We start from the raw sequence: 17,471 nt of genomic DNA, 5'->3' as shown, positions 1-17,471 counted from the left end.
GATCTGCCGATTTGTTCCCTCCCATTTTTTCAAGGGGAGGGTTAGGGTGGGGTTATGTCTGGCTCTTGTAGGTCGGAATTTATTCCGACAAGTCGTTTTGCCAGATTCCGGTTTTATTAATAGCTCTGGCAATGGTTGTAGAGTCAGTATTTTACAGAGCCATTAAAACGGTTTTGAAAATGTGTAGACGTGCAGGCACGCACGCTATCATAAAATGTTAGCTTAAGGAGGAATTGTGACGGAAAACTGGCCAATCTGTGGACGTGAAGTTCACTTGCATGGAGGTTTACTTGCGATCAATAAACCGCAATCAAACCTGATTACCCTTTGGCCAAATACTTTATGTGGTAAACGTTGTGAAATAAAAATTCCAACTTATGGGAAAATATATACTGGGATAAAAAACCTTGGTGTTGAAATTGTTGGCCTCGAGTTTATAACTCATGAAAGTGAGGCAATTGGAGAGTCCCCGACTCAATGGAGAACCTATTCAGATCAAAAAAAGATTTGGCCAAACTGGGATGCAACACAGTTATGGTCTCAGGTCGGGAATGCGTCGTTCAAGCACAAAGATGGGGTGTGTTATGATTTATCTAAAAGAATTTCTTATCAGCTTACTTCATTAAACTTAAGGCTAAAAGATCTCTCGTTGTCATACCGAGACCAGTTGAATGCTTTAAATATCAAGTCAAAACCCAATCATGGCCAACGCTTTCAAGATGGTTTTACTGATACTGTATATCAGAAATTCCATTCATTTCTTTTTGACTCTTGCATCTTGCGCGATTACTTATCGGAGTTTGTTTACAATTTTTCTAGGAGAGGTGCGCTAAGGGAGGCTGGAAAAGAAGTAACAACAGCTGGTGGATTATATAAATCATTAAAGAAGAATAGTGAATTAAGTTCTTTTGAGAAGCATCTTAAAGAATGTATGGATGATGGAGGCTGGCTGAAAGAGCTTGGCGCTTATCGAGATTTAGTTATGCATTCAGCACCTATCAATATTGCAAATCATCGGCTTTATTGTATTCAAGAGATCATTTCACTGCCTGAGTCCAAACAAGCTCAATCAGTGAGGTTCCCAATTCCTAGTAACCCAGATGGGCTTTATAAACAACGCTGCAAAAAAGCAGATTTTGACAGGTATGTTAAAGAGCTAGAGTTGATTGCAAAATCTGCGTTAGATGATTATGGCGAATACGACTGCTTAGAGTATGCTCAAGCTATCTCTACTAAGCTTTCTAATCTCGCTTTGGAGATCGGGTCTTTCGCACCTTATAAGCCAATGATTCAGCAGATTATTAGAACTCCTAGAGGTACAACATCTATCTTTCGAGAACTGTAAGTAAGCTAATAAGGCAAACAAGTGAAATAACATGTAGCTTTACTTGTGCCATTATAGCCTATGTATTTTTGCCTATTATACGAGTGTTAAATATCAACCCACATCACGCTTTTGTGTCTGTAAACAGAGCCGCTGGATTGAGGTATTTGAGCGTCGTCGCGGCTGAAGGGCAGAGTTTAAATGCTTTTGTTTGTGATGCGATTCGAGAAAAAATAACGAATTCACATCATTTAGATAATTAAAGCCTTCCCTAGCTTTTATATCTTCTCTCTTACTCACATGACTATTCACTGACCAAAGATCTTACGCTCGCATGTAAGACCAGCCTTTCATTTGCTGATGAGCAATGTATTGAACCGCTGCGTCTACTTGTTTCACGTCAGGCTGAGCGGAAAGCGTTTGCGCTTGCAGGCTGTTACGACAAATCACCAATCGACTCAAAATATCCTCGTCACTTAAGGTAACGGCCAATGCCGCCGCTGGGCCATTGACGACGATTTCCACTTGGGCATCAGGTTCCAATTTAAGCAAATTACGGGCGTTATTCTGAGCTCGTTTTAAAGCATCTACTGTTGGCGCATGGATCAACAATTGAGTAACTGCCATAGCTATATCCTCTTAAAAATTAAAGTGCATTTGCAATGTCTTGAGCGATTTTTTGTAATCCATCTGTGCCGCGATGACGTGGGCGAGGCAGGTCAATTCGCTTATCTAACACTATATTCGCAGGTGAGCCAGACAGCACAACGACACGATCGGCTAAATACACAGCTTCTTCAATATCATGGGTGATAAACATCACTGCCTTGCGAGTCTGTTCCCAGATTGCCAGTAACTGATCTTGTAAATGTTGACGAGTAATGGCGTCTACCGCACTAAAAGGCTCGTCCATTAATAACAAGTGAGGCTGAACCGCCAATGCTCTGGCAATGCCGCCACGCTGAACTTGTCCACCAGACAATTGATGTGGCCAACGTTCCGCCAGTTCTTCCAGTCGAGCCAGCTTCAGTACTTCGTCTACGCGTTCACGTTTTTCTTCCGCTGTTAGCTTAAGTCCTTTTAGACCATAGGCAACATTGCTGCGTAATTTACGCCAAGGCATTAAGCGACCATCTTGGAACACAACGCCACGGGAGCGTCGCGTGTCGTCTTCTTCAACATGAAGTTCAATGTTGCCATGGCTGGCGGTAGCCAAACCTGCTACACAGCGTAATAGAGTGGATTTACCAACACCAGAGCCACCGACAACTGCGATGAATTCACCGTCTTCCATGCGAAGGTTTAAGCCAGAAAAAACAGGATCTGGATTGTTACCATAGTGATAACTTAAGTCTTCGATATTTAAGATGGACGCCATGTCAGCACTCGCTTTTCAATAAAACCAAATAGAGTATCGCTCAAGGTGTAAACCAGAGAAATAATCAGCATGTAAACCACAACGACTTCATAAGCACCAACGCCAGCGGCTGAATTCATTTCTTGTCCCATTCCAGGAACGCCTAGAAGCTCTGCGGCGATGAGCGTCATCCAAGCTTGTCCAATGCCAGTTCGAATACCAGAAAAAATCCCTGTAGCGGCTCCCGGCAAGGTTACTTGAAGCGCTTGTCGCAAGTGTCCATTTTGACCAAAAGCACGAGCCAGTTCATAAAAGCGGGAATCCACATTGCGCACTGCAGAATAGGTCGCAAAGTAATTTACCCAAAACACGCCAATGGCAATAACGAAGGCAGCACCTGCATGGCTGACTTTGAACCAAGCAATGGCAAACACAACCCAAGCCAAAGGTGGAATAGGGCGAAGAATTCGTGCTAACCAAGCGTGTAGTGCGTCTAGCAGAGACGACGAGGCCGCCAATGTACCGACCAAGAATCCAAGAGCGGTACCAATCGCTAAACCCCAAGCGTAGTGAACCAAGCTGGAAAGAACCGCTGGCAATAAACGCTCGGATGTCCATTCATCAGCCAGTGCTTGTGGTAATTTAAATGGGTCTGGTATGGTTCCAGCCGCCGCCCAACCTGCTGATTGGGCATATTTCCAGAGCATGACAAACGCCGCCACACCGATGATTCCCAATAAAGCACGTCCTAATCGGGATCGTGTTAAAGGGTGAGCCTGTGATGCCATGATAGGGAATTACTCCTTAACTAGATCGTTGTAAAAACGAACATCAAACAAGGCTTCGAGGTCAACTTTGACTTTAAGTGTGCCTTGGCTCGCTTGGAAATCATGCATGGTACGAGTACCGTCGATGATGGCGTTCGGGTTCGCTTCAAACTGATCATGTGAATTTTTCAGAGCCGTTAGCGTAATCTTCGCAGGTAAGCGTCCGCCACCAACGTATTTGCCAACAGACTTCACTGCTTCTTCTGGGTTGTTACGCAACTCAGTTGTAGCAGCAATGTGAGCTTTTACTAAAGCTTTGACGAGTTCAGGCTGTTCATTGATTAATGCTTCGCGCACAACCATTACCGCACCCGGCTGATTAGGGAACATACCAGAACCAGATGCGACGACTTTTGCATCGGATTTTCGATCGCTAATAATGCTGACGACAGGCTCTAGAATGGCCGCGCCATCGACGGCTTCTGTCATTAGCGCTTGTTGTACCTGAGCCGCGCCTTGATAAATAATATCGATGTTTTGCGTAATTTCGTCACTGCTCATGCCAAGCTGTTTTTGTAACCAATACTGCAATACGGTTTCTGGCACAGAACCTCTTGGGAAAGTAGAAATTACCGCTTTACGGCCTTGGTCTGCCTTGAAACGAGCAAAGGCTGTTTTCGCATCACCATTTTCAAAGTAAGGAGACAAGTTGCCCAAAGCCACCATGCTGATTTGCTCAACGATGTTCGAAGCGACAACTTTAATGTCGGCACCTTTCGCACGGGCAACCATTGCTGGCCCAATACCAAGATAGGCGACGTCTAATTGACCAGCCAACAATGCTTGAACAATAGCTGGGCCATTTTGGAACTGGAACAATTTAGGGTCACTGACACCTGCGTTTTCCAAGGTGTTATTTTCCAAAACAATAAAGGCTTGGGAGATCGGGATAATAGGCATATAGCCAATTTCAAGGTTTTTTTCAGCAGCAGTTACTAAACTACTCCAACCAAACAAAAACAAAGCCGTTAGAGTCATAAATCGACGCATCGGAGCACTCCAGATAATTAAAATTTAGAGTAAATTATATATAAATTAAAAGAATATTAAAGTTATCCTAAAGATCGTTTTGAACTATGTAAATAAGCTATTTTGTAAGAAAAACCAAGAATGGGTCGAACCTCTTTTCTCCTCCAAACCTTCTGCCCACAAAAGAAATTTTCAAAGAAGTCTTTGACTTGGACTTATAGCCATAATCAGAAAGTGAACTGTTTAAGGTAGTTAGTGGGACAAATGATCTAATTTTATTTAGGCGTATATAGCTCTGATCGATTATTTTGATTTTTTAAGGTTTTATTTCTTATCATTAACTTTAAAACTATTTTTTTATATTAATATTAAGAGTGTTTAAGAATGTTTTAATGTTTGGATTTAATTTTTAAAATATTTCTTGTTTAAAATAATTTAAATTATTAAAGTGATATGTAATGTAAGACTTATTTTTAAATGATAAATATTAGAAGATAGAGTCGATAGGATTCGATTCAGAATATAACCATAATTAATGGACGATTGAATGGCTTGAATTTTATTTAAGGTATTACTTTTAGCCATTGTTTAAGTGTTAGGCGAAACGACAGCGCCATTTCTGTCGATAAAAACAAGGATGTTATAATGACAACAATACTTGCAAATGAACTGCATACAATCATGGATCAAAATAAAACCGAAATCATGCAAGCTATTCAGCAGTCACAATTAAATGCCGATTTTAGTAGCGATAAAATAACTGCCAACGCGTTTTGGTGGGGAATTCATATTGTAATTCCTGAAGGTCCTTTGAATGATATAAGATCGGCTACTGATATATCTAAAGTTATCGTTGGACTTATTGGTACTGGTTTTGGTATCGCGGGTGTTCCACCTGTAGCTGTGGCTATTGGTATTATCGTTGCGGTGTGGGGAGTTGAAAGTATAGCTATTAATGCCGTAGATCAAGGAAAAGGAGTATACTTGAGCTGGACTTGGCCTCAACTGGCTCTAGTTTGGGCTCCTCCTTATATTCAGTCTCTTCCTTTACCAACAGCAATCCTATAATACATATTAGTAATATGTAAATTGTTGTGAATAAAGTTACGCGGTTTCTGTTTTTTAGAGCCGTGTGACTTTTTTATGAATTATTATTCAACTCTTAGTTATCTTTATAAATCAAAGTGTTGAGTATTTTTTTTAATAGTTGTAATAACAGTTTTCTGATTTTTATTTCTGTTGATAGGTGGCTGTAATCTTTAATTTAATGTGAGTGTGATGTTTTTTAGTGGTGATGATTCGGTAGGTTGAAAAAAGGAATTGATGGTGTGATATAAGTGTCATTGATTTGGTAAGTGAGTTAGTGATTCTATGTTTGGATTTTATTATCTATATCAATTTTATAAACTATTTATAGTCTCTTTTTATAATGCGTGATGATGAACTTTGAGTTGTAAGAAATAATCGAGTTATAATTTATTCGTATTATTACTTCTGTTTGATAATGCGAAGATTTATTTAATATTAGAGCAGGATACGAGCTACACCGAAAAGCCGTCATTGCTGCGGAAGGGTAAAGCCTAAATCGGCTTGTTTGCGATGCCATCCGAGGAAAAATAGCAAACATGAACTCTCATCGTTTAGATTAAGTAGGTCTTAGTTATAGCCAGATATCAGGCTAAAGGGGCGAACCTCTTTTGGTCTTCTAAGCCTCCCAATACAAAAGATTTTTTCAAAGAAGGGTTTGACTCTAACTATTGAGCACTATTGCTTGGTCTCGCTCTAGGTGTTTGCTGTGCTTCTAAAGCCAAATATCCATTTGTAGGTCAGGATAAGTGAAGCGCAACCTGCTGTGAAGGCGAAGGTTTTTATATTTAAGGGTGGTATTTTCTACTTATTGAGGAGGAAAGCGGGTTGATTCAGATATATTTTGGGAACCTCAATCAACTCGCGCTAAATTAATTTCACGTTTAAATGAAAACAAAGTGACTAGCGGAATAGTTAACCTTCGACAATTCCTTTCTTTTTATTTCATTACTTAATTTTACTCTTGTATCTTAATTATTTGGTGTAGCATTCTCATCATAGATGGCTAATTTCTTGCGTTTTATAACCTTGGCGTGCGCAAGTCAAAAACGTAACACATTGAGAGGCGCTATTAACGTCTTGTAAGTGGAGAATATAAATGCATAAAGAAATCATAGACTTCTGGTTTACTGAGCTTGAGCCAAAGCACTGGTGGCAAAAAGACACTGAATTTGATGCCATGATCCAAAGTCGATTTGGTTCATTACATAAGCAGGCTAAAGCCGGAGAGTTGTTTAGCTGGCGAGAAACTGCGTTAGGTAGCCTTGCTGAAATCATTGTTCTCGATCAATTCTCGCGAAACATTTACCGCGGCAAACCGGAATCGTTTGCATGTGACGCTTTAGGTTTGGCATTGGCTCAGTTTGCCATTTCGAAAGGTTTTGATACTGAGTTGACTGAAGCGGAGCGGAGTTTCTTATACATGCCTTTTATGCACAGTGAATCAAAACTGATTCATATTGAGGCCGTGAAGCTGTTTGAATCATTAGGTAATGCAAGTAATTTAGAATTTGAACATAAGCATAAAGCTATCATCGATAGATTCGGTCGCTATCCTCATCGAAATACGATTTTAGGACGAGTATCAACACCAGAAGAAGTTGAATTTCTTAAGCAAGAAGGTTCAAGCTTTTGAGTTCATAAAGTATCTCTTCCCATTTTTATCGAGCTTCGATTGCTGTTATTCTAGCGCCATTATTGATGTAGCAGAGTAGACAGAATGATTGATGACAACGATGTAATTGAAACCTTAGACGAACTTGAGACCTTTCTACGTTTGATTGAAATGGGCGGTTTAGGCCTTAACAATGTATCCGGCGTGGCGTTAGCGACGAATAACAGTAATGGTCGTCCGTTTGTGGCTGTGCTGGATGATGACCAGCAGTTGGTGTTAGGTCGTTGGGTAACTCAAGATGTGTTTGAAAACGGTAAAGACATGGTTCGTTACGGTACGAAGAAAACCCATTAATGAAAAGCTTCCGGTACTTTTGAGTATAATGATTTTTTACATGCTGTTTACTGGTTTTTTGTAGATCCAATGTATATACTTTTTCTATCGAGTGTTAATTGATCAGATACTTTGATAGTCAAAGTATCTAAAGGTGAAAGTATGAATATCGATACAGAGGTTAAAAAATGGGGTAATAGTTTGGCCCTCAGAATTAACACTGTCACGGCAGAAGCATTGAACTTGCATCAAGGAAGTAAAGTTCGCTATGAAATTTTGCCGGAAGGGTTGTTAATCAAGCCGATAGACACAGCAGAGAAGAAGCATAAATGGCCGTATTCTGAAGAACAGTTATTAGATGGTGTGACAGCAGAAGCGGCTCATGCTGATGAGTTAGCGACACTTTCTGGTAATGAATGGCCATACTGATTCAGAGGATTGTTTAGGGAAAAACTCTTATGAAAACAGCTTATGTACCTGATAGGAAAGATATTATCAGGCTTGATTTTGATCCTAAAAAAGGCAAAGAGATTGGCAAACTGCGTCCGGCGTTAGTGCTTTCGTCTAAAGCTTTAAATTCAAAAACAGGAATGATTATCTGTTTGCCGATTAGTACCAGTATTCGAGGTGGCGCTCTAGAAGTGTCTCTAGCTGATGATTTAAATAAGCCTTCAGTTGTTGTATCTAATGCGCCACAGACGCTAGATTGGAAACATCGAAAGGCTCAATTTATTACTCAAGCTAATAATCAGGTTTATAAAGAAGCGGTATTAAAACTGGCGACCTTGATGGGCATCGATCAAATATTGGATGAGATGGAAGGTTAAAAGGTTTTGATAAAGTTAAAAAGGTCAGAGCTCTTGAGCTGGCGCTAATGTTGATGAAAAAAATCCCGCTTAAGCGTTTGCCTAAACGGGGTTTTTGTATGTTATGAAAGGCTTTACTGAACGAGTTCGTTGTCCGTAAATTCGCCTTCAAATAACGCAGTAGACAAGTAACGCTCGCCTGAGTCAGGTAAGATCACGACGATTTTCTTATCTTTAAATTCGTCTAAATGGCTTAGTCGTTCTGCAGCGATAACCGCTGCACCACAAGAAATGCCACACAAGATGCCTTCTTCGCGCATCAAGCGTTTTGCCATAGCAATGGCATCTTCATTGGATACTTGTTCAACTCGGTCAACCATAGACAAATCAAGATTTTTAGGAATAAATCCTGCGCCAATACCTTGGATTTTATGGGGTGCTGGTGTTGGTGCTTCACCGTTCATTGTCTGTGTGATAACAGGAGACGTGGTTGGTTCAACAGCAACACTGATAATCGCTTTGCCTTGAGTGTTTTTAATATAACGACTCACACCTGTGATTGTGCCGCCAGTGCCCACGCCTGCAACAAATACATCAATTTCACCATTAGTATCTTGCCAAATTTCTGGGCCAGTGGTTTTTTCGTGAATTTCTGGGTTAGCAGGGTTTTCGAATTGTTGAAGCAAAACAAACTTTTCGTCTTGTGCAATTTCTTCTGCTTTAGCAATCGCGCCTTTCATGCCTTTTGCAGGTTCGGTTAATACAATTGTCGCACCTAAAGCTTTCATTACTTGGCGACGCTCTACGCTCATACTGGATGGCATAGTGATCGTAATAGGGTAACCACGAGAGGCCGCAACGAAACATAGGGCGATACCAGTGTTGCCACTTGATGCTTCAACAATGGATTTTCCTTTGCTCAGAATGCCTTTTTTCTCAGCGTCCCAAACCATGTTTGCGCCAATTCGACATTTTACCGAAAACGCTGGGTTACGGGATTCTAGTTTTGCCCAGATATTCCCATTGCCGATACGGTTTAGACGAACTAATGGTGTGTTGCCAATGGTAAGGGAGTTATCTTCAAAAACGTGGTTAGACATACTATTTCCTTTTTATTAGTCGTTAAATAATAACTGCTTATCGTCGCAGCATATTGGTTTCACTATAACCTCTTGATGGGGATTAATGTTAGAATTTCCAACTATATAGATAGAAGCTACGCGTATTGCTCTTTTATTAAGCGACGTAAGCGCCCACTAGACAGGATACCTTTTTAGATACTATGGAAAATCATGCTGTGATGACACGTGACCGTCATCTTATTATCCGTAAAAAAGAGCAACTGACGAAACGTCAAAAAGATGGTTTACCTAGCGATCGTATGGCAAATGAACTTACCGCTATGATTGAAAAATCAAACGCTTTATACCAAGCCCGATTTGCTCGTTTACCGAAAATCACCTACGACGAAAGCTTGCCTGTTGCGGCCCGTGCTGATGAAATCATCAAAGCCATTCAAGATCACCAAGTCATTATAATTGCGGGCGAAACAGGCTCTGGTAAAACCACTCAACTACCAAAAATGTGTCTGCAAGCTGGGCGTGGGTTAGCTGGAACCATTGGTCACACTCAACCAAGGCGTATTGCCGCACGTAGTGTCGCAGAACGAATCAGCGACGAACTGCAAGTAAACCTTGGTGAACAGGTCGGTTTTCAGGTTCGTTTCAATGACGAAAGCAATGAAGAAACCTTAATCAAGTTGATGACGGACGGTATTCTTCTCGCAGAAATTCAGCAAGACAAACTGCTTTATAAATACGACACCATCATCATAGATGAAGCCCATGAACGTAGCTTAAACATCGATTTTTTGTTGGGGTATCTAAAGCAAGTATTAGCCGCTCGTCCTGATTTAAAAGTGATTGTAACGTCTGCAACCATCGACGTTGAGCGTTTTTCAGAGCATTTTGAAAACGCGCCTGTTATCGAAGTGTCTGGTCGTACTTATCCGGTTGAAATTCGCTATCAACCTTTATTGAGTAAATCGGATTCCGAAGAGTTGGATGAAGATCAAAGTATGGAGCAGGGCGTGCTTGATGCGGTTGAGCTGTTGATAGCCGAAGAGCGTCAATCTGGTTATCGCGGTGCTGGGGATATTTTGGTGTTTTTACCCGGTGAACGTGAGATTCGAGAAACGGCTGAAATCTTACGTCGTGCAGAGTTACGTTCAACGGAAGTCTTGCCGCTGTACGCACGGTTAAGTGCGAGTGAGCAGCAAAAGATTTTCAAATCCCATTCAGGTCGTCGTATTGTTTTATCGACTAACGTGGCGGAAACCTCTTTGACCGTTCCAGGAATTCGTTATGTCATTGATCCTGGTTTGGCTCGAATCAGTCGTTACAGTGTTCGTTCTAAAGTCCAGCAATTGCCGATTGAAAAAATCAGTCAAGCCAGTGCCAACCAAAGAGCTGGCCGATGTGGCCGTGTTGCCGATGGTATTTGTATTCGCCTTTATGATGAGGCAGATTTTGAAAGTCGTTCTGAATTTACTGACCCTGAAATATTCCGAACCAATTTAGCCTCTGTTATTTTACAGATGGCAAACTTGAAATTGGGGGCGGTTGAGAAATTTCCTTTTGTTGAAATGCCTGAAAAACGCATGATCAACGATGGTTATCGAGCTTTGACAGAATTAGGCGCTTTACATAAAGACCGTTTAACTCCGATTGGCCGCCAACTTGCCAAGCTACCCATTGACCCGAAATTAGGCCGGATTCTGATTGCTGCTCAGCAACATAGTGTTTTGAAAGAAGTCGCTATTATTGTCAGTGCTTTATCGGTTCCTGACCCAAGAGAGCGTCCACAAGATAAAAAGACCCAATCAGATCAAGCTCATGCGGTAGACAAGGACGAAGATTCTGATTTTGCTGTTTTCCTAAACTTATGGGAGCGCTATGAAACACAGCGTCAGGAATTGTCTCAGAACCAATTGCGTCAATATTGTCGTAAGCAATTTTTGAATTTCATGCGAATGCGTGAATGGCGAGATATCCATAGACAGATCATGATTGCTTGTAAGCAGCTTGGTTTTAAAGAAGTGCAACATGAAGAGCGTCATTATGAAGCGATTCATCGATCTTTATTAGCAGGGTTGTTTACGCAAGTTGCCAATAAAATGGAAGACAGTAAAGAAATGCTTGGTTGTCGTTCACGTAAGTTATCTATCTTTCCTGCCTCTATGTTATTCAAAAAACCACCTCAATGGATTATGGCGGCAGAATTAATCGAAACCAGTAAACTTTATGCGCGAGTGACCGCAAGAATTGATCCTGCTTGGATTGAGGAATACGCGGCACCCTTTGTAAAACGACAATACTTTGATCCGCATTTTGAACGTAATCAAGGCCGTATTATGGCGAGTGAGCAAGTGTCACTCTATGGTTTGGTTATTGTTGCTAAACGTCGTATTGATTATGGTCACATTAATCCAGAAGAAGCCCGCGAGATTTTTATTCGTTCTGGTTTAGTGGAAGGGGAGCTACGTACGAAACTCGCTTTTTATCGTAAGAACAAAGCTCTCGTTGAAACGTTAGAAACGCAAGAGGCTAAGTTGCGAAAACGCGATATTTTGGTGGATGATGAAGCTGTTTTCGCCTTTTATGATAAGCGTTTACCAGCAGATGTTCGTAATTTAAAAAGTCTAGAGTACTTTGTTAAAAAGTCTCCAGATAGCTTATTTATGACTCGGGAAGATTTAATCAACCAAGATGTCAATGTTGATGATATGGCGTTTCCTGATTCTTTTGGTTTGAATGGTGTTGCATTACCTATTGATTATAAATTTGATCCGGGCAAAGAGACGGATGGTGCGACACTCAAAGTTCCTGTCGGCTTGCTTAGACAATTAAGTTTGGAAGACTTAGGTTGGGCTGTTCCTGGTTTTATTAAAGAACGGTGTGAAGCCTTACTGCGCTCTTTGCCAAAAGTTTTGCGTCGTCGCTTTGTGCCGATTCCACAATTTGTTGATCGTATTTACCCAAATCTTTCAAAAGACAAAGGGGATTTGCTTGAACAGCTTAGTTTGCAAATCAAGCGAGAAACACTGATTGATATTCCATTAAATGAATGGAACGCGGAAAAGCTGGACTCGCATCTAACCCTAAATTTAGAAGTGGTTGATGAGCGTGGGAAAATTCTTGGTGTAGGTAAAGATCTTGGACAACTACAGAGTCAATTTAGCGACCTTGTGGAAGAAAGCTTTGCGAAATTTGGTACTAAGCAACATGAGCAAGAAGGTTTAACCGCTTGGCCAGATCAAGATATTCCTGAGCGCCAAGAAATCAAGCAAGCTGGTATTAAGGTTACTGCGTTTCCAGCGTTAGTGGCGGATGGCGAGAAAGTCTCTTTGAAGATGTTTGATGACCGAAATACCGCAATTGAAACCCACAGGAAAGGTGTTATTACGTTATTAAAGTTAACCCTTAGTAAAGAAATGCGTTATTTACAAAAGAACTTACCTCATCTAAAAGAGTCGATGTTGATCTTTTCACCTTTGGGCCATAAAGAAACCTTGCTGAATGATTTGCTCAATGCAGTATTGGATAAGGTGTTCTTAGATGGGCGTGCTTTGCCTCGTACCAAGGCGGAATTCGAGCAAGCTGTATTGACCCATAAGCCGCGTTTAATCACGGTGGCAAATGACATGGCTGAGCAGCTTTATCGAGTGCTTTCTTCTTATCAAGGCGTTGCTAAGAAGATGAAAGGAAGTATCCCACTTCCTTGGACCAGAATTTACGGCGACATTAAAATTCAGCTTGGTGAGTTGATTTACCCAGGATTCATAGGCAATACTCCGTTGTTTTGGTTGGGGCAGCTTCCTCGCTATTTCAAAGGTATTGAGGTGCGTTTAGAACGATTTCAAAATCATTTGAACAAAGAGAACGCTTATGTGTCTGAATTAGAAGGTCTTTGGCAAATGTATGTCAGACAGAAGAAGGCACATGACGAAAAAACATTATATGACCCTGAGTTAGTGAAGTACCGTTGGATGTTAGAGGAATATCGTATTTCTTTATTTGCTCAATCTGTCGGAACCTTAGAACCTATTTCAGACAAGCGACTTGCGAAGCAATGGCAAGAAGTTAAAAAATTGGTTTAATTTATAAATAACGTTTTGCTTTTTTGCTAGACGCTGTGTGTGAAGTATTACGAGTTAAGGATAGTGAAGATGTTTAAAAAAGTAATAGGTACTTTACTGTTTGGTTCTATGTTACTGCTTGTGCAATCTTGTGCGCATGTGCCAGTAGAAACCAAAGAAGATCCCTGGGAAGGGTTTAATCGATCCATGCTGACATTTAATGACACATTAGATGGCGCGATTTTGAAGCCGATCGCAAAAGGTTATAAAGCCGTTACCCCAACACCTGTGCAAAAAGGCGTGAGTAATTTTTTCTCTAACCTTGGTGAAATAGGCAACATTACGAATAATCTATTGCAAGGCAAGTGGGATGGCACTGCATCATCAACTTGGCGTTTCATTATTAATAGTACCGCAGGTTGGTTTGGTATTTTTGATGTGGCAAGCGAGCTTGGTTTAAAAGAGTACGATGAAGACTTTGGACAAACGTTAGGGTATTGGGGGGTATCATCTGGGCCTTATTTGATGTTGCCTTTCTTTGGTCCTTCTACTTTACGTGACGGTGCTGGTTTGGTGGTGGATTATACCGCCTATGATAGTGGCGAAGATTTGTTGTTGGACTTAACGTATGAAGAGTATCTTGGCACACTTGCATTAGACGTTGTTGACACTCGTGCGCGTTTACTAAGTGCTGAATCTTTTATTGTTGGTGATAGATACAGCTTTATTCGAGATGTGTATTTACAATCTCGTGCCCATGAAGTGTACGATGGAAATATTCCAGAAAAACAAAAAAGTGACGATCAAAACTTTAGTGACGAAAGCTTTGAAGATGACAGCTTCGATGATGATAGCTGGGGCGAAGAAGATTCGTCTGATGACTCTTGGGGAGACGAGTCCGATGATTCCTGGGGAGATGATTCAGCTGACAGTTGGGCTGAATAATTTAGAAAGTGCGACTGTACTTTGACATAAAAAGAACCCCCAATGTTGGTTGTCCAACTATTGGGGGTCACTTCAAATAAGCCCTTTTTTGTTGCTTCCTCAATCTATTATTTGTTCGGATATTTATTTAAGCGATGCCTGCACCGTCAGTGTTATTTTGAGAAGCTTTCCTGAATCTGTACCAATATAAAGCGCACCTTCTGAATCTTGTGCAATAGAACGAAGACGTTCAGCTAGATTCTCTAAATATCGAGTTTCTGTCGTATCGCCGTTAGCGGCAACTTTGACCTTATTTAAATGTCTTAACGCCAACGCAGTTGAAAGAAAATCTCCATTCCAATTGGAAAACAACATGCCTTGATAACGAAGTAAACTGCTAGGTGCAATAGAAGGAATAAATACCTTAGCTGGGTTGTCTATGCCGTCTTTTGTTTTGCCCTCACCAATACTCGCTGCGCCTGAATATTCTTTGCCATAGGAAACAATTGGCCAGCCATAGTTAGCAGCAGGGCGAATCAGGTTTATTTCATCACCACCTTTTGGACCATGTTCGTTTGACCAAAGTGTTTGAGTATTTTGATCATAAAACAAGCCTTGAGGGTTTCTGTGTCCATAACTCCATATTTCATTTTTGATATTGGCATGTGAAACAAACGGGTTATCAGCAGGCACTTGGCCGTTCAAACTTAAACGAATAATAGAACCCGCATGATTGGTTAAGTCCTGAGCGTTTTCTCGAACACCTCTATCACCGATAGAGAAAAACACATGTCCTTTGTCATCAAAAGCAATACGACCGCCATAGTGCTTTGTGTACGGCGATGCAGATTCAGTCACTAACAGGTCTTCCCACTGTGTCAAATCGTTATTGACTAAAATGGCTCTTGCTAATGTTGTGCGTGAACCTTCATCAGACGATTTCACATAAGTGAAATACAACCATGGTTGTTTATCGAATTCTGGTGATTTTGCGACATCCAATAAACCACCTTGACCTTTACTATCAACATTTGGCAATCCGGTAAGGCGTTGCTTTTCCCCACTGGTTAAATTAACTCGATAAGCGTCACCTTTTTGTATGGTGACAATGGCTTCTTGATCATTAAGTAACGCAATACCCCATGGCGTGCCATCAAATTGCGTTACTTGTTTAATATTCAGTGAATTATCAACAATGACAGCATTTGAGGCGTTAGCATTTAGCACCATGAGGCTTGCTAAAAATAGTATCCAATTTTTCATAAGGCGACCTCTCCCGCGAATGTTTATGCCTCTAGTATAGCGAAAAACACAGAGAAAATAGGGTGTAGGGTAGGACTTCCTTTGCAATTGCAGATTACTTACCTAGTTGAATGAAGTATTCAAATAAGCGTTCATTAAGGAGCAAAAATACGTAGTTTTGAGTCTATCTTGCAAAAAAAACTATAAGAGAAATGACAGGAAAATAACAAATAAAATGAGATGGAAAATAGTTGAAAAGGGGACAAGAAATAGGATCAAAGTTATCCGAAATAACGCTCGTTTTCTTGTACATTTCGAGTCACAACTGCATTAGCTGCAATAATGGCGTTATCGCCAATTGTGATGCCGGGTAAAATTTTAGCGCCACCTCCGATCCAAACATTATTGCCAACTGTGATGGGGCGAGAGAAGCATTCACCAGCGGTGCGTAAGTTGGCTTCTCTTGGATGATCTACCGTATACAAATGAGCCCCTGGGCCAATCAGAACATTGTCACCAATATGAATCGCAGCGCTATCTAAAAAGACGCAATGGAAATTAATGTAGACGTTTTCGCCAATGTGAATTTGAGAGCCATAGTCACATTGAAACCCCGGTTCAATCACCAGACTACCAAATTCGGCAAAAAGTCGAGTAACATGGCGCAAGTTTCCCTTACTCGGATGCGCGTTAAACTTCGCACAAGCAAGGCGAGCCGCTTCTCTACGTAAGCGTAGGTCGGTGTCGATACCATTAAAAGATTCACCACGGATCATTTTTTCGAATTCAGTCATGGGTACTTATTACTCGCTTATAAATAAACAATTGAAGTAAAAATAGAAAACGCGACCTAGGTCGCGTTTTTATATAAATAGCACTTCTTAATGAAAGCTAAGCTTACAGCATAGAAGCCAAAGTCACTTCTAACTTACGCTGATCAACAGCAAAGTTACGGATGCCTTCAGACAGTTTCTCAGTTGCCATAGCATCTTCGTTCATTGCCCAACGGAAGCCAGCTTCAGTAATGGCAGCAGGTGCTGCTTTTACATTAGTTGCTGGAATCAATTTACGTTCAAGTTTGCCTTCGTCTTTCTTCAACTCTTCAAGCAGGTTCGGGCTAATGGTTAGACGATCACAACCAGCAAGCTGCTCGATTTCGCCAAGGTTACGGAAGCTCGCGCCCATAACCACTGTTTTGTAGCCGTGCTCTTTGTAGTAGTTGTAGATCTCGGTCACAGAAACCACACCAGGGTCTGTTTCTGCTGTGTATTCTTGGCCAGTGGATTTTTTGTACCAATCAAGGATACGACCAACAAAAGGCGAGATCAGGTAAACACCCGCTTCAGCACAGGCTTGCGCTTGAGCAAAAGAGAACAACAAAGTTAGGTTGCAGTTGATGCCTTCTTTTTCTAGCTCTTCTGCTGCTTTGATTCCTTCCCAAGTAGAAGCCGCTTTGATCAATACTCGATCACGAGTTACGCCAGCTTCTTCATAAAGAGCAATCAGTTTACGAGCTTTCGCCAATGTAGCGTCTTTATCAAAAGACAAACGGGCATCCACTTCTGTAGAAATACGGCCTGGAACGTATTTAAGAATTTCAGTACCAACAATCACCGCTAGCTTGTCACCAGCGTCTAGGATTTGTTGTTCTTTGTCATTGCTCTGGGTTTTCGCCCAAGCAACCGCTTGTTCTAGGAAAGGAGCATATTCAGGGATTTGTGCTGCTTTTAACATCAAAGACGGGTTAGTCGTTGCATCTTCTGGTAAAAAGTCTTTAATCGCTGTGATATCACCGGTATCGGCCACAATGGTTGTGAACTCTTTTAATTGAGATAACTTGTTGCTCATTGC

The 17,471-nt window shown here is 41.1% G+C and carries 16 protein-coding genes; 8 read left to right on the top strand and 8 right to left on the bottom strand.

Going from position 1 to position 17,471, the window contains the following annotated elements:
* Window positions 1-235: 235 nt before the first annotated feature.
* A complete protein-coding gene (locus tag AC0L3Y_RS15910) occupies window positions 236-1,345 on the top strand; it encodes a hypothetical protein (RefSeq protein WP_473466187.1) in 1,110 nt (369 codons plus the stop codon).
* A 303-nt stretch (window positions 1,346-1,648) separates the two neighbouring features.
* Here the strand turns inward: AC0L3Y_RS15910 and AC0L3Y_RS15905 are convergent, their stop codons facing one another.
* Genes AC0L3Y_RS15905 through AC0L3Y_RS15890 form a run of 4 tightly spaced genes read right to left on the bottom strand, consistent with a single transcriptional unit; the run spans window position 1,649 to window position 4,498 of the window.
* Entirely contained in the window at window positions 1,649-1,951 is a 303-nt protein-coding gene (locus AC0L3Y_RS15905) for a DsrE family protein (RefSeq protein ID WP_473466183.1), read from the bottom strand.
* A gap of 19 nt (window positions 1,952-1,970) precedes the next feature.
* Entirely contained in the window at window positions 1,971-2,702 is a 732-nt protein-coding gene (locus AC0L3Y_RS15900) for an ABC transporter ATP-binding protein (RefSeq protein WP_473466180.1), read from the bottom strand.
* On the bottom strand, window positions 2,687-3,469 hold the full coding sequence (locus AC0L3Y_RS15895; RefSeq protein WP_473466176.1) for an ABC transporter permease: 783 nt from the start codon (window positions 3,467-3,469) through the stop codon (window positions 2,687-2,689). Before AC0L3Y_RS15895 ends, AC0L3Y_RS15900 begins: the two co-directional genes overlap by 16 nt.
* A 9-nt stretch (window positions 3,470-3,478) precedes the next feature.
* The gene (locus tag AC0L3Y_RS15890) at window positions 3,479-4,498 is read right to left on the bottom strand and encodes an ABC transporter substrate-binding protein (protein ID WP_473466172.1); all 1,020 of its coding nucleotides are present in this window, start codon (window positions 4,496-4,498) and stop codon (window positions 3,479-3,481) included.
* 624 nt (window positions 4,499-5,122) lie between these two features.
* On the opposite strand from AC0L3Y_RS15890, the gene AC0L3Y_RS15885 reads away from it, so the two are divergent.
* The 5 genes from AC0L3Y_RS15885 (at window position 5,123) to AC0L3Y_RS15865 (ending at window position 8,338) form a co-directional block, all read left to right on the top strand.
* Window positions 5,123-5,545, top strand: coding sequence for a hypothetical protein (locus AC0L3Y_RS15885; protein ID WP_473466169.1), 423 nt, complete (start codon window positions 5,123-5,125; stop codon window positions 5,543-5,545).
* A gap of 1,117 nt (window positions 5,546-6,662) precedes the next feature.
* On the top strand, window positions 6,663-7,199 hold the full coding sequence (locus AC0L3Y_RS15880; RefSeq protein WP_473466166.1) for a DUF924 family protein: 537 nt from the start codon (window positions 6,663-6,665) through the stop codon (window positions 7,197-7,199).
* Window positions 7,200-7,283: 84 nt separating this feature from the next.
* Window positions 7,284-7,532 (top strand): hypothetical protein, encoded by a 249-nt coding sequence (locus AC0L3Y_RS15875; RefSeq protein WP_473466162.1) that lies wholly within the window; start codon window positions 7,284-7,286, stop codon window positions 7,530-7,532.
* A gap of 141 nt (window positions 7,533-7,673) precedes the next feature.
* Window positions 7,674-7,940: an AbrB/MazE/SpoVT family DNA-binding domain-containing protein gene (locus tag AC0L3Y_RS15870; protein ID WP_473466158.1), complete on the top strand. Its 267-nt coding sequence runs from the start codon at window positions 7,674-7,676 to the stop codon at window positions 7,938-7,940.
* A 29-nt stretch (window positions 7,941-7,969) separates the two neighbouring features.
* Window positions 7,970-8,338 (top strand): type II toxin-antitoxin system PemK/MazF family toxin, encoded by a 369-nt coding sequence (locus AC0L3Y_RS15865; RefSeq protein ID WP_473466154.1) that lies wholly within the window; start codon window positions 7,970-7,972, stop codon window positions 8,336-8,338.
* 113 nt (window positions 8,339-8,451) lie between these two features.
* On the opposite strand, the gene cysK is transcribed toward AC0L3Y_RS15865, so the two are convergent.
* Entirely contained in the window at window positions 8,452-9,417 is a 966-nt protein-coding gene (gene cysK / locus AC0L3Y_RS15860) for a cysteine synthase A (protein ID WP_473466148.1), read from the bottom strand.
* A 200-nt stretch (window positions 9,418-9,617) separates the two neighbouring features.
* On the opposite strand from cysK, the gene hrpA reads away from it, so the two are divergent.
* Window positions 9,618-13,475, top strand: a complete 3,858-nt coding sequence (gene hrpA / locus AC0L3Y_RS15855; protein ID WP_473470641.1) for an ATP-dependent RNA helicase HrpA — start codon at window positions 9,618-9,620, stop codon at window positions 13,473-13,475.
* Window positions 13,476-13,544: 69 nt separating this feature from the next.
* Complete coding sequence (locus tag AC0L3Y_RS15850; protein ID WP_473466144.1) at window positions 13,545-14,399, top strand: MlaA family lipoprotein; 855 nt, start codon at window positions 13,545-13,547, stop codon at window positions 14,397-14,399.
* A gap of 123 nt (window positions 14,400-14,522) precedes the next feature.
* Here the strand turns inward: AC0L3Y_RS15850 and AC0L3Y_RS15845 are convergent, their stop codons facing one another.
* The 3 genes from AC0L3Y_RS15845 to tal form a co-directional block, all read right to left on the bottom strand.
* Window positions 14,523-15,641, bottom strand: a complete 1,119-nt coding sequence (locus AC0L3Y_RS15845; protein WP_473466140.1) for a PQQ-dependent sugar dehydrogenase — start codon at window positions 15,639-15,641, stop codon at window positions 14,523-14,525.
* 260 nt (window positions 15,642-15,901) lie between these two features.
* On the bottom strand, window positions 15,902-16,414 hold the full coding sequence (locus tag AC0L3Y_RS15840; protein WP_473466136.1) for a sugar O-acetyltransferase: 513 nt from the start codon (window positions 16,412-16,414) through the stop codon (window positions 15,902-15,904).
* 103 nt (window positions 16,415-16,517) lie between these two features.
* Window positions 16,518-17,468, bottom strand: coding sequence for a transaldolase (tal, locus tag AC0L3Y_RS15835; RefSeq protein ID WP_473466133.1), 951 nt, complete (start codon window positions 17,466-17,468; stop codon window positions 16,518-16,520).
* Window positions 17,469-17,471 lie beyond the last annotated feature (3 nt).

The organism is Marinomonas sp. GJ51-14, assembly GCF_055808695.1.
This window is presented reverse-complemented; position numbering and strand designations above follow the sequence as displayed.